Source organism: Myxococcales bacterium (assembly GCA_022184915.1).
Taxonomy (GTDB): Bacteria; Myxococcota_A; Polyangia; order Fen-1088; family Fen-1088; genus JAGTJU01.
Window position 1 is genome coordinate 793,231 of record JAGTJU010000004.1, and the last position, 13,146, is coordinate 806,376.

Consider the following 13,146-nt stretch of genomic DNA (forward strand, 5'->3'; position numbering starts at 1 on the left):
AACGCATTGTCGCGCAGGCGGGGAGCGAGCGCCTCGGTTTTTGGGCGTTCTTTCCCCTCGTCTCGGTTCGCGTTTCGGTGGCGGGGCGCCCCCGCAACCGACGAGCCGCACGCGCCCAGCAGCTACGGTGCGGTGGTGCATCTGCCGATACCTGCAACGACCGTATGAGCCGGCTCGACGTCCCCTCCGAACTCACGCGGACCCTCGCGCGACGGCTCGTGGCGTTTCTGCACGCCGACGACGACGAGGCGTCGTGGGCCACCCGGGCCCTCATCTGCCTGGGCGTGTGCGCCTACGTGGCTTGGCACCCCCTGGCGCGCGTCATGATGCCCCAGGGCGACGATCCCTTCGTCGAGCGCGCCGTCGTCGGCATGGTGTGCTTGACCCTGGTGGCCTTGTCGTTCTGGGCGCCGCTGCGGCGGCAGCTGGACCTCTTCGTGGCCGGCTCCATCTACCTCGGAACCTTCCACCATCTTTGGCTTACGACGCGCAACCAGTTGAGCCCCGCCTACCTTCTGGCGCACTTCGTCCTGCTGGGGGCGCTGGGGCCCCTCCTGGTCTCGCTGCGCGCCACGGCGTTGTACGGCCTCGTGGTCACGGCTGCGTCCGGAGTGGTCGCCCTCGACGGGGGCTTCGACCGGGCCCTGCGGCTCGAACTCGTCGTGGGCACGCTGGCGCTGATGGCCGTGACCACGGCCGGGGCGTGGCGGGCGAACAAGCTGGCCCTGTCGGGGCGGCGGCAGCTCGAGAGGGTGGGCCTCTTCTTCAAAAACCTGGTCGACGTGCTCCCCGACCCCGTCTTCGCGCGCGCCGCGGACGGGGGCTGGCACCTCACCAACGACGCCTTCGATCGCAGTCTCCATGGAGGCCAGTCGGAGGAGGGCGCGGCCTCGACGTTTACGGCGCCCGAGGTCGTGGCGGCCCTGGAGCGCTTCGAGGCGTTGGCGATGGCAACCGAGCGTCCGAGCGAGCGTGACGTTGCGTTCACGGGGCTCGATGGGGAACATCGGGTGGTTTCGCTGAAAGTGGCTGCGCCTCGGCTACGCACCGGAGACCGGATCGTCGTGGGTTTGCTCCGCGACGTCACGGCCAGCCGCCGCATGGAGGCGTCGCTCAAGGCCAAGGTCGAAGAACTCGAAAGAGCCCGCACGGAGGTGCGGCGCCTCAAGGGGCTCCTTCCCATCTGCATGCACTGCGGGAACATTCGGGGCGAAGACGGGGCCTGGAAGCCCTTCGAACGGTACGTCAAGGAGCACACCGAGGCTCAGGTCAGCCACGGGCTTTGTGACCACTGCCTCGACGCACGCTACCCCTTGGGGGCCCAGGGCAAAGGCCAGGTGCCCCCCGGGTCGGCCTGAGGCGATCGGGGCCTCCGCGTTCCAGGCGCCCGATACCGGGCACCCGGCGCTGGCGTGCTGTACGCTGTGGCGGCTTTGTTTGCGCCCCCACCAGCCCTTCCGCTCGTACAAGGCGTTTCCTTGGCTCCGCTCACCACCTTGAGACTCGGCGGCCCGGCTGACGTCTTCCTCCGTGCGACCACCGACGCGGCCCTTGCGCGTGGGCTAGACTGGGCGCGAAACGCAGGGCTTCCCGTGCTCGTCTTCGGGGGGGGCTCGAATCTGGTGATTGGCGACGAGGGCTTCGGCGGGTTGGCCTTGCAGGTGGCCACCCGGGGCATCGCGAGCCGCACGACGGCCGAGGGCATCGAGGTCAGCGCCGCCGCGGGGGAACCCTGGGATGCCTTCGTCGACTTCGTGACGACGGAGGGATGGGCAGGGCTCGAATGCCTGGCGGGGATCCCGGGCCTCGTGGGCGCCACGCCCGTGCAGAACGTAGGTGCCTACGGCCAAGAGGTTGCCGAGACCCTCCTGCGGGTGCGTGTGCTCGATCGCGAGACCCTGGCGGTACGCTGGTTGGACGCGCGCGCGCTGGACTTTGCGTACCGTGACAGCCTTCTGCGGCGGGAACCCACCCGTTTCGTGGTGCTCGAGGTCGTGTTCGGTCTGCGCCCTGGGGGCTTGCCGAGCCTCCGCTACGCCGAGCTTGCGCGCGCGCTTGCGGACGAGCCTCTGCCCAGCCTGGCCCGTGTCCGGCAGACCGTGGTGGCGCTTCGGCGTAAAAAATCCATGGTGCTCGATGCGAAGGATCCGAACACGCAGAGCGCGGGGTCGTTCTTCGTCAATCCCGTGGTAGACGCGGCCACTGCGGATGCCGTGAGGCAGAAGGCCGTGGCTGTCGGATTGGTGCCCGCACCGGATCAGGTGCCGTCGTGGCCCCTCGAAGGGGGGCGGGTGAAACTGGCTGCGGGCTGGCTGATCGAGCGGGCCGGGTTTGCGCGCGGGGAACGTTGGGGCGCCGTGGGACTGTCTTCAGCGCACGCGCTCGCGCTGGTGCACCACGGGGGAGGCACGACCCGCGCGCTCGTGGCGCTTGCGCGCCGGATCCAGCAGGGCGTGGAGGAACGGTTCGGCGTTCGTCTCGAGCCAGAGCCCATCTTCATAAACGTCGGGTTCTAACGCTCGTCCGCAGCTTGGCGGGCCCGCAGCGGAATGCGAAAGGCCAGGGGGGCGCTTTGCACACCGAAGTTCGTGGTTCGGGCGATCCCGAGCAGGCAGGTGCCAAGCGGGGTGTCCGTGAGGTTTTCGGGCACCACGGTGGCAGAGGCCACACGCCCCTCGGCCGAAACGTTGAACGCCACGGCGATCTCGGGCGCCCCCTCGACGAGGGCGGCATGCGTCTGGAAACAGCGTTCGATCTTGCCCTGCTGCTTGCGGAACGCGCTCGTGAGCGCCCTGGGGTTCGGGGTCGTTGGCCTCTGCACCCCGCTCCGCTTGCGCTCGGAGGCGCCCTTTTCGGGCTGGTCCAGCGAGGGCGAGGGTAAAGCCCGTTCCTCCTCCGGCGGTGCTTCGGCTGGGACCGGAGCGGGGAGCTCCGGCGCTTTTTCTATGACCACGAACGAGGCCGGGGCCTGTGTGCGCGCGGACGGCCGCGAGAGGAAGCCGAAGGCCCCTGCCGCCACCACTAGCCCGAGGGTCAGTCCCGCCAGGGTCATCACGGCGACCTTGCGAGGCGGGGTCTCCGGAGACGGGGAGGAAGGCGTGGGCGTTGGCAGACCCGTTTCGTTCGTGTCGACCAGCGCGCGCAGCTCTTGGGTGTTGGGCGCTCGCCAAGCGGCGTCGAGCGTCGGGAGCGGCTCGCTGCCCATCACGCCCGGCATATCCCCCAAGAAGTCCCGCTGAATGTCCGCTACCAAGCGTGCCTGGGCGGCCTCGTCGCCCTGGCGGCGGCACCTCCGCAGGGCCTCCGCAAACTCGGCGGCCGAGCGGTAACGTTGTGAGGGCTCCTTGGCAAGCGCGCGGGCAAGCACGGGATCCAGCTCACGCCGAAGGTCCGTGCGGACGAGTGACACCGGGCTGGGCTCCATTTCGGCGATCCGCTTGACCGTCTGCATGGAGGTTTCTCCCTCGAAGGGATTGAAGCCCGCCAGGATCTTGTACAGCACGACGCCGGCGGCGAACACGTCGCTTTGCACCGAGGCAGGCGCGCCCCGGAAGATCTCCGGAGCGGTGTACGCGGCCTTCCCCTTGAATTCACCCTCGCGCGTGCGGTACTCGCCGGCGTCGTCCGAGAAGCGCGCGATGCCGAAATCGAGCAGCTTCACGTGACCGTCGGTGTCGAGCAGCACGTTGCCAGGTGAGACGTCTCTGTGCACGATGCCCAGGGCGTGGCCATCGGGGCGCACGAAGGTATGGGCGTGGTGAAGGGCGTCGAGGACCTTGATGAGCACTTGGAGGGCCACGTCGCCGGTGAAGAGGCCGCCGGTCTCGCGCAGGAAGCGGTGCCACAGGCCGAGGTCGTAGCCCTTCACGAACTCGAGCACCATCACGTACGCCCCGTCTTCCTCTCCGAAGTCCAGGATGTTGACGATGCCGGGGTGCTGAAGCTCCGAAAGGATGCGCGCCTCACGCACGAAGAGACCCGCCATGCGCGGGTTCTCGACGAGATGGGGCAGGATGCGCTTGATGACCACGGGGCGTGAAAAGCCGGCTGCCCCTTCGGTGCGGCCCAGATACAGCACACCCATGCCGCCGTGGGCCAGCACGCGCACCACCCGGTAGCGGCTCAGCACCGCACGGCCGAGCATGGGGTCCACGAGAGCTTTCACCTCGGCCTCCCGGCCGGGCGGCGCAGGTAGTAGTGAACGCCGCGCTCGCGATGCTCGAACCGAATCGCGATCGCGCGCCATGGTGGTCCCAAGGTTACGGTGCCCGAAAAACGATGTTGCGGGTCGAGCGCCAGAGGCTCACCCCTCGACGAGACCTGCCAACCGGGCAGCGCGATCCCCTCCACCTCCACGGGCTGCCCGGCCTTGAAGCGCCGATCGCGGGGCGCACGCACGACGGCCGTGGGCGCGGCGTTGTCGAAGCGAATCGTGAGGGCCGTCTCCGCTGAACGCGCGGCCCCCTCACCGGCGACCGCGAAGACCAGCGCAAAGGTGCCTTCGGGCAACGTAGCGGGCTTGAATACATACGCGGGCCGCGGGGTGGGGAGGGTTTTTGCGAGGCGCTCCCCGGTGAGCTGCAGCTCGTAACGTTCAGCGCTGGGAGCGTCTGGCCATGTGACCCGAACCTCGGGCAAGTGGTTTTGGTACAGGATGGTGTAGCGGCGCCCGTCGGTATCGAGCTGGGTGGCGGGCGGGAGCCGGGGCAATTCGGACGTGCCCGGATCGCGAAGCACTTGGATGTTTCCCTGGGCAACAGGCCGCCCCTGGCTCCCGCAGACCACGGCGTATCGATGGGTCCCTGGGCCCATCACCGCCAAGGCGGACCCAGGCTCGCTGAGGCTGGGATCGGAAAGGCGGCGGGGGCCGAGGCGCAGGCGCCCGCCTTCAGGGCACAAGTGGCCGAAGGACACCTTCACGGCAGAAGGCGGCGCCGGATCGTGCACGACGAACGAACCTCCTGCTTCGACCTCGAAATCCGCCGTGGAACGCACCAGCAGACTGCCGCCCGGCACCACGACGACGGTATCACCGCCGGGCCGTTCCACGCCGCCCCCACCCGCCACGGGGAGCTCGGCAGGCGCTGGGACCGGTTCGGGTTCGGGGGCAAGGATCGCTGGTGGCGGTGGCTCTAGCTCGGCGGCTTGAAGGTCCACGGTGATCTTCTGCCCCGCCGTGGCCGTGACGTTCGTGACGGTGCCTTCGTGCTGGAACCGCGCGAGGCCCACCACGACCTCGTAGTGCGTCTTTGATCCCACGCTGCGAATCACCACCTGCGAGCCTGCCTCGATGAGGGCGAGCCCCACGGCCGAACGCAGGCGTGATCCGGCGTGCGCCTCGAACAAGACCTCGCCCAGCTCCACGTGCAAGGTGCGCTCTTCGGGCCGGCCAGGCAAAAAGCGAAGCCGCGTGTGCGGCCGCACCGTCAATACGGAGCCGTCGGCCAAGCTCAACCGAGCCTGACCATCCGCGTCCGACTTGATCCCGTCTCCCATGCGGAAGGTGGCGCCCGGCGCCGCGGCCTGCCAATCGCTTCGGGCGCGGTCGAAGTCTCGGGTGACGTGGCCGCTCATGGTGTGCAGGCGCGCGAGGACGGTCTCGTCGCTGCAACCGCGGCATCCGAGCGGCACCGTCAACGCGAGGACCAACACGACCACGCCCCGGCATCTCGCAAGCCCCGAGGTTTCGGCCGGCCGGTGCCTCACCGCCTCCCCCGTACGCGTCGCAAGTCCGCGTTCAGGATAGTGACGCCGTTTTCTTCGATCCTGACCTCGCGGCGCTGCGGTCGATACCCCAAAGCCGTGATTTCGACCTGGTAGACGCCGGGGGGAACGTCGAGCGCGAAGGCGCCGTCCGCGTCTGTTTTGGCCTCGCTCCCGAGCGGCGCGACCACCACCGTGGCACGCAACCCTTGGCCCTTGAAGGAGCGGATGAGCCCACGTAGCTGCCCTGCGGGCACTGGGGGCGGATCCGCTGCCTCCTCGTTGGGAGCGAAAGGCGGTTCTGGCGCAGCAGAGACGGGCCGCTCGGGCCCCGCAGGCGCTTCGCCTGGAGGCGAGGGCGTCCGCGCAGGAGCGGGCGCGGCCCCGAAGTCGAACGCCAAGCCGACGCGTCCCGCCACCCGTGGCTCGACCGGGATGAGAGGGTCTTCGGGGGCTAGCCCTGGGCGGCGGCTGGGGGACACCTCCACCAACGCGAAGATCTGCCAGGCCCGGCCCAAGGTGCGGCGCACGCCGGCCCCGAAACGCATCGGAGACTGGGCCAGCGAGGGCGCCCCTCCTCCCCACAGCAGGTCCGCCGACGCTTCCAGGAGCAGGTCCGTGTCGCCCACGCGACGCGACAGCCCAACGCCCAACAGGGCCGCGTTGAAGTCCGCGAGCCCGAGGGCCAAGCGGTCCCCGGGCCGGGTGCGCGTCAGGTCAGGTTTGGCTTCGGCGCTGCGGTCCAGCCGGAGCCCGGCCATTCCCGCGAAAGTCCATGCCCCCACGAAGCGGGCGGCGAGCGCCCGGGCGCTGAAGACGCTGGCGCCCAGGGACAATGAGGGCGCTTGTTCTCCCGGCACGCGAAGGGCAAGCTCGCCGCCGAGTGCGCCGTCGTATCGGGCGCGTCCGTAGCGCAGAGCCAGGCGCGGCTCACCCACGTAGCTGCTATCCGGCCCCTGGGAGTCTCGGGGGTGCCTGTCCATTCTTCCCGCCAGACGCAGCGAGAGCTCCAGGCCGCGAAGGGGCGCGTGGGCCACGGCCACTGAGCCCGTGAGCCGGTGGTGCGCGCCGTCATCGGTGGGCTGCGCTTCAGTGAATCCGTATCCGGAGGTGGCCGACACCGCCCAGGTTCCAGGCCGCGAGAGCCCCGGCAGGCCAAGCCGCATCAAGCCCGGCTGGGCCGAATCCGTGTACCCTGGTCCTGTGCGGGGCACGGTCGTTTCCGCGTCGCCGCGCCCGTCGGTCGCTTCGCCCGCCTGTACCACGGCGCTGGTGGAAAAGAGGCTCCAAAGCCCCAGGGCTGCTCGGGGACCGCGCCGAGAGCCGCGGCCTCCTGGCCTCTTTTCACAACCCTTCTCGCACATGACGTCGCCCGAGCGTCACCTCGGTTGCCTCTGCACCTTTCGTCAGTTCGCGCCAAATCTTGAAGCGCCCGCCGCCTGGCCATCTGGGTTGTTTTCCTTGGCGGATCCGGTCATGGGCGGTTCGTGCGCAAGCTTCGAGCCCAGGAAGAGGGGGCCGTGACGCATCCTCGTGGCCAACCCGAACATCCAAGCTCTCGATGAGTAGGTCAGGAAGGCGGAGGTTCCCCTTGAGGATCGCGGGGCGGGGTTGTAAATGACCTCACCCCGCGGAAGACATGTGAGCCTGACCATGGCGGATGCCAACACCAGCCGGACCGCAGCCGGCCCGGACGCGCCCCTCGGCAAGGTCCGGGGACACCGTCACGAAGTTCGCCGCCGCGAGGGCTGGATGGCGCGCCTCGGTGCAGGCTTGAGTCTAGCCTGTGCCGTTCATTGTGCGCTTACGCCGCTGTTGGTGGGCATTCTCCCCTTGCTCGGATTGAGCTTCCTCTCCGAAGAGCGCACGGAGGCCTGGTTGGTGGGCGCTGTCGTGGTGCTTGCCACGGGCAGTGCCCTGTGGGGGTTCAAGAGGCACGGCGCCCTGCGAGCCGTCATGGCGTTCGCGGGGGCGGTGGGCCTCTTGCTGATGGGCAGATGGTTGGGCGATGAGCACCCCTTGGGTGTGCCGCTCACGATCGCTGGGGGCCTCGCCATCGCCGGCGCCCACTGGCTGAGCGCACGTTTGTGCCGGACGTGCCCGAATCATCAGGCCGAAGCGCACGGCCACGCGCACTGAACGCTCTGCCTCCTAAGGGCCCTCAGGGTGCCGCCAACCGCAGCGTGAGGTCTGCGCCGCGTGCGGTCGGCAAATCCAACCACAGGGCGCCGCGTCCTCCCTCCGGTCGCGTCGCACTGACCGCGTCCCGAAGCGAGGTCTTTCCCGTCTTCACGTCACTGTCCGTGGTCGACAGCACGGTGACTTCCGCCCGGTAGCGTCCCGGGACCGGGCCCTGCTTCGGGTCGACCTCGAAGTGGCCTTCCTTCCCTGCGGAAATGTAGGCCGCCACGAGGGGAGCCTTGGGGTCCTCAGGGTGAAACGTGACCCATCCGTGGGCGAGAGGGATCCCGCCCACGAACACCCGCCCGCGGAGTGCCTGCCGACGGCCTTCCGTGAACAGGCCCGAGCGCCGCATCCACTGGATCGCCAAAGTACGCCAAACACCAAGGTCGGGATCCCCGGCGGCAACTCCAGTGCCGTGAGGTCCGAATGCGAAGATATGCAGCTCGGCAGACACGCCGATCGCAAGAAGTCGCTCGTAAAACCGGACGCTGTGCAGCGGACTCAGGTGGTCTTCATGGGTCGTCACCGTGAAGGTGGGGGGCGTCGTCTCGTCCACGAAGCGCTCGGTCGAACGGCCGTAGGCCTGGGATTCGCCGAATGCGTGCGAGATCGCCGGGTAGACCAAGAGCAAAAAATCCGGGCGAGAGCTTTGCCGATCGATTGGGTCCGCTGCGGCGGGATCCGCCGCCTCGGGGTCTGTGGCGACGGCCGAGGCCAGGTTGCCCCCGGCCGAAAAGCCCATCATCCCGATCCGGCCGGGCGAGATTCCGTACTGCCGGGCGTGGGCGCGCACCCACCGCAGCGCGCGCTGGCCGTCTGCGATCGAGGTCTCTGCGTCGTACACCGGCTGCTTGCGGTAGCGCAGCACGAAGGCCGCCATGCCTTCGCGGTTGAGCCACCGGGCGGCTTGCACACCCTCGTGATCCGCGGCCAAAACCCAGTAGCCGCCTCCCGGATTCACGACCACCGCAGCGCCATTGGCTCGGTCGGGCCTGGGCAGGTATACCGTGAGCGTGGGCACGTCGGTGAGCGCATCTCCTTCCGCACCTGGCGCGGGGCCTTTCCACAGCGGGAAGGTTTTTTCGTGGTCTGAAGAGAGGGCCGCGGGTAGGGTGGTCTGTCGTGGCCCGGGGGTGTTTGCACAGGCGGAGACGAGCCAGGCGGTGCCCGTCACCAGGGCCGCAAGGGTGGAACGGAGTTTCCTCGTGCCAGAGACGGTCTGGATGCGAGGCGGGAAGCGGGGGCAAGATGCAGCGAAGGGCAGGAGCATGAAGACGACTTCGCTTCGCTTATCGCACGGCCGCCCGACCTACTCCAACCCCACACAGGCGCTTAGGAGCCGTTCGCAGGGCCGTGAATGTGGACGGGATCACCTCGGGCTCCTGCGCTTTTTCCAACACGAAAGGAGTCAGCGATCATGAAGGTGCGCACGGTGGCCCTGGTAGGGGGGACGCACGGGAACGAGTTTACGGGGGCCTATCTCGTCAAAAAGTGGCAGGCAGACCCGTCGAGGTTGCAGCGTCCGGGGCTCAGCCTCGAGCTCGTGCTGGCGAACCCCAAGGCCTTTGCCGCCTGCCGTCGTTACGTCGACGAGGATCTGAACCGCTGCTTCTCGCACGCCCGTCTCGCCCAGCCGAACCCCGCAAGCTACGAGTCCATGCTCGCTCAGCACATCAACCGGCAGCTCGGACCGAAGGGCAACGCGCGGGTGGACTTCATCATCGACATGCACTCGGCCACGAGCCCGATGGGAACGAACCTGGTGTTCACGCATCTCGACGGGTTTCACCTGCGTCTAGCGGCTTACGTGAAACAGAGGTTTCCCGAGACCGTCGTCACCTCCGAGGACGAGTTGGTGGAAGATCAGTACTTCCTGAACTCGATCGCCCAGGGCAACGTGCTCGTGGAAATGGGGCCGGTTCCGCAGGGCTGCTTGCGCGCCGATCTTCTGGATCGGACCGAACGGGTGGTCATGACCGTGCTCGACTTCCTCGCGGATCCCGGTCGCGCCACGGACTTGCCGTCGACGCTCGAGGTGTTCCACTACACCAAAGCCTTGTACTTACCCACGGACGCGGACGGCAACATCAATGCGATGGTGCATCCCCGTTTGTTGGACCAGGCCTATCCGGTGCTCGAGCCCGGCGCTCCCGTGTTCGTTGGCTTCGATGGCCGGGAGATTCCCTTCGACGGCCCCGAACCCGTGATGGCCGGCTTCGTCAACGAGGCGGCCTACTACGACAAGAAGATGGCGATGTATTTGATGCGGCAGGAGACCGTTCGGGTGCCAGATACCATGTGAGGGCGTGCACGCTTTCGGAGCCCGCCGGGCAGCGACCACCAGGCTGCTCACCGCCCAGGGCCAAGGACCACCGCCGACCACGGAGACAGCTGCACGATGCGGTCGAGACTGGGGCCCATGACGGGTCGAGCTTCTCGCGACATGCCTTCACCGCCGTAAATGGGCTCGTCGCTCGCAAGCAAGACCACCGCGGGATCGTTGGGGGCGAGCAGCGGTACGGAGACCTGCACCGCAGAGAAGTTTGCGAGGATGGCCACCCACTCGTCGCAAACCAGGTTGCGCCGGAGCACGCTCAGCCAACGGGTGGTCTCGTCACTTTCGACATGAATCGCTTGCTGCTCGCCGCTCTTGATCAGGGCGTGCTTTTCCCGCAAGGCCATCAGGTCTTTGAAGAGAGCCAAAGTCGGCGCATGCGCCGGGTGATGAAGCTTCTCCCAGTCGAGCCTGCAGGCCTCGAAGGTCTCGGGTTGCGTGGGGTCGGCGAAGTCCTGATCGAAGCCGAAGAAGTCAAACTCGTCCTTGCGCCCCTTTCGCACGGCCTCGCTGAGTTGCGGATCGCCGTGACTGACGAAGTAGGCAAAGGGGCGGGTCTCTCCGTACTCTTGACCCATGAAGAGCATGGGAAGGTTCGGCCCCGTCAAGAGCAGCGTGGCCGCGAGTCGTTCTCGTTCGGGGCCAAGGCGGGTCGACATACGGGCACCCTGTGACCCGTTCGCGATTTGGTCGTGATTCTGGCTGTAGACCACGAATTTGTGCCCAGGCCGCTCTGCGGCGCTGTTGCCATGGCGTCGACGACGGTGAGGGGCGTAGCGGCCGTTGTAGACGAAGGCCTCCCGGAAGGCATGAGCCAGGTCGGCGATGCGCCCGAAATCCTCGAAATACCCTTGCCGAGGGCCACCGAGGCTGGTCCACAGCGCGTGGTGAAAATCGTCGCTCCATTGGGCGTCGATCGCGTACCCGCCCTCGGCTTTGGACGCGATGATGCGCACGTCGTTGAGGTCGCTCTCGGCGATGAGAAAAAGGGGCCGGCCCTGAAAACGCGCCTGCGAGGTGCAGACGTCCGACAGCTCGCTAAGAATGTGGCGTGCCGAAAAGTCGAAGATCCCGTGTATGGCATCCAGGCGGAGGGCATCGATGTGGTACTCGCAAAGCCACATACGCGCATTGTCGAGAAAAAAGCGACGCACGGGATCGCTGTCGGGGCCATCGAAGTTGAGCGCCGCGCCCCAGGGGGTTAGGTACTTCGAGGTGAAGTACGGACCGTAGACACCGAGGTAGTTGCCCTCGGGACCGAGGTGGTTGTAGACGACGTCCATCACGCAGGCGAGCCCCTGCTCGTGGCAGGCGTTCACGAGCCGCTTGAGACCCTCGGGGCCTCCATACGAGTTTTGCGGCGCAAACAGATATGCCCCGTCGTAACCCCAATTTCGGGTCCCCGGGAATTGCGCCACGGGCATGAGTTCGACCGCCGTTACGCCCAGGTCGTGCAGGTACGAGAGCTTGCCGATCGCGGCGTCGAAGGTGCCTTCGGGCGTGAAGGTGCCCACATGCAGCTCGTAGATGACGTAGTCATCGAGACGAACGCCGCGAAAATCGCGATCCGACCAGGCAAAAGCGCGGGGGTCCACCACACGGCTCGGGCCGTGCACCCCGTCGGGCTGAAAGCGCGAGACGGGGTCGGGATGGGGCTCGCCGTCGTCGAGTACAAACCGATAGTCCGTGCCAGCGCCCGCGTCCGCCACCGTGGCGCTCCAGTACCCCAGGGGCTCCGGACTCATCGGAATGCGCTCGTTTGGCTGTGTCAGCACGACGAAGGCCCGCTGCGCGTGGGGCGCCCACACCCGAAAGGTGGTTCCGGAGGGGCCGGGGGTGGCGCCCAGCTCGAGCTCGAACGGGATACTGGCGTTGCGCTGGGGCTGCGAATCTGGGACCTGGTTCATCGTGCTTCCTCCCTGATGTTTTGGGTGTCCCCATCGGATTCCAGGAGCGCCACGGGCAGTGAGGCCAGGACCTGGGAGAGCGGCAGGGTGCCTTCGCTCGAGACGGTCAAGGTCTCGTTCGTCAGGATGTTCCGCCAAGGACGCGGCGAACCGTTGGGTGGAAAGGTGAGCACCGTGTTCCCCCACGCGGACCCGAGCGGCTGACGAAAGTTGGCTCCGAAGCGGGTCCAGAACCGGCCCACCACGGTGAGGACGGCTTTGCCCTCGACCACGCGCGCGAAGGCAATGACCTGATCGGCGCGAGCGCCCGAGACCGCGAGGGGCACGTAGAGTCCCCGTGTGAACACCTGAGGGAGTCTTTTCCTGAGAGCCAGTGCGCGGTGCAAGACCCAGAGTTTGACGTGTCCGTCGTGCGGGCGACGAACCAGGCGCACCACGGCCTGCGTTGGAGACGCCTCGAACCGCTTGTTCAGCGACGCAAGCGCACGGCGACGTTGCCCGTAGTCGACCAGGCGCCGGTTGTCGGGATCGACCAGGCTCAAGTCCCAAAACTCGGTTCCCTGATAGATGTCCGGAACGCCGGGCGAGGTGACCTTGAGCAGGGTCTGAACGAGCCCGTTCCAGTAGCCCGCCCACTGGGGCTTGCGCACGAAGCGCTCGAGGTCAGTGAGAAAGTCCGCATTGCGTGCAGGGTCCAGTGCCGCGGCAACGAAGGCCTTCACGGCCTGGTCGTGAGCTTCGTTCGGGGAGATCCAGCTGGTGTGTTGCTTGGCCTCCTTCAGGGCCTTCTCCATGTAGCCGCTGATGCGCGCGACATAATCGGGAGCGGAGGGTAGGCCACCTATCGGCCAGGTGCCGACGAGGGTTTGGTAAAACAGGTATTCCTCGTGTCGGCTCGGGGCGCGCCCGCCCGGCAACGCGGAGGCGAAGCGCTCGTTGAGGGCGTACCAGCGTTCCACGGTGCGGCGCCAGGCGCCCGGCATCTCCGAGAGCACGGCGATCCTCAGCCGGGTGTCC

General features: G+C 67.6%; 10 protein-coding genes. 4 read left to right on the top strand and 6 right to left on the bottom strand.

Features of this window, described 5'->3' with window-relative positions; translation table 11 throughout:
• The first annotated feature begins 164 nt into the window (after window positions 1-164).
• Window positions 165-1,358, top strand: a complete 1,194-nt coding sequence (locus tag KA712_18440) for a PAS domain-containing protein (GenBank protein ID MCG5054947.1) — start codon at window positions 165-167, stop codon at window positions 1,356-1,358.
• Window positions 1,359-1,433: 75 nt separating this feature from the next.
• On the top strand, window positions 1,434-2,516 hold the full coding sequence (locus tag KA712_18445) for a UDP-N-acetylmuramate dehydrogenase (GenBank protein MCG5054948.1): 1,083 nt from the start codon (window positions 1,434-1,436) through the stop codon (window positions 2,514-2,516).
• Here KA712_18445 and KA712_18450 read toward each other — a convergent pair.
• Genes KA712_18450 through KA712_18460 form a run of 3 tightly spaced genes read right to left on the bottom strand, consistent with a single transcriptional unit; the run spans window position 2,513 to window position 6,917 of the window.
• On the bottom strand, window positions 2,513-4,165 hold the full coding sequence (locus KA712_18450; protein MCG5054949.1) for a protein kinase: 1,653 nt from the start codon (window positions 4,163-4,165) through the stop codon (window positions 2,513-2,515). The two genes, KA712_18445 and KA712_18450, sit on opposite strands and share 4 nt — an antisense overlap.
• On the bottom strand, window positions 4,162-5,658 hold the full coding sequence (locus KA712_18455) for a FecR family protein (GenBank protein MCG5054950.1): 1,497 nt from the start codon (window positions 5,656-5,658) through the stop codon (window positions 4,162-4,164). Before KA712_18455 ends, KA712_18450 begins: the two co-directional genes overlap by 4 nt.
• A gap of 44 nt (window positions 5,659-5,702) precedes the next feature.
• The gene (locus tag KA712_18460; protein MCG5054951.1) at window positions 5,703-6,917 is read right to left on the bottom strand and encodes a carboxypeptidase regulatory-like domain-containing protein; all 1,215 of its coding nucleotides are present in this window, start codon (window positions 6,915-6,917) and stop codon (window positions 5,703-5,705) included.
• 439 nt (window positions 6,918-7,356) lie between these two features.
• On the opposite strand from KA712_18460, the gene KA712_18465 reads away from it, so the two are divergent.
• Window positions 7,357-7,842, top strand: a complete 486-nt coding sequence (locus tag KA712_18465) for a MerC domain-containing protein (protein ID MCG5054952.1) — start codon at window positions 7,357-7,359, stop codon at window positions 7,840-7,842.
• 22 nt (window positions 7,843-7,864) lie between these two features.
• On the opposite strand, the gene KA712_18470 is transcribed toward KA712_18465, so the two are convergent.
• Window positions 7,865-9,157 (bottom strand): alpha/beta hydrolase, encoded by a 1,293-nt coding sequence (locus tag KA712_18470; protein ID MCG5054953.1) that lies wholly within the window; start codon window positions 9,155-9,157, stop codon window positions 7,865-7,867.
• Window positions 9,158-9,304: 147 nt separating this feature from the next.
• Here KA712_18470 and KA712_18475 point away from each other — a divergent pair, with 147 nt between their 5' ends.
• On the top strand, window positions 9,305-10,189 hold the full coding sequence (locus KA712_18475) for an aspartoacylase (protein ID MCG5054954.1): 885 nt from the start codon (window positions 9,305-9,307) through the stop codon (window positions 10,187-10,189).
• Window positions 10,190-10,236: 47 nt separating this feature from the next.
• Here the strand turns inward: KA712_18475 and treZ are convergent, their stop codons facing one another.
• Window positions 10,237-12,129 carry a malto-oligosyltrehalose trehalohydrolase gene (gene treZ / locus KA712_18480; GenBank protein ID MCG5054955.1) on the bottom strand — a complete coding sequence of 631 codons (1,893 nt, stop codon included), beginning with the start codon at window positions 12,127-12,129 and terminating at the stop codon, window positions 10,237-10,239.
• Window positions 12,126-13,146: malto-oligosyltrehalose synthase (locus KA712_18485; GenBank protein MCG5054956.1), on the bottom strand; the 1,021-nt coding region annotated here is incomplete at its 5' end. The genes treZ and KA712_18485, both read right to left, overlap by 4 nt.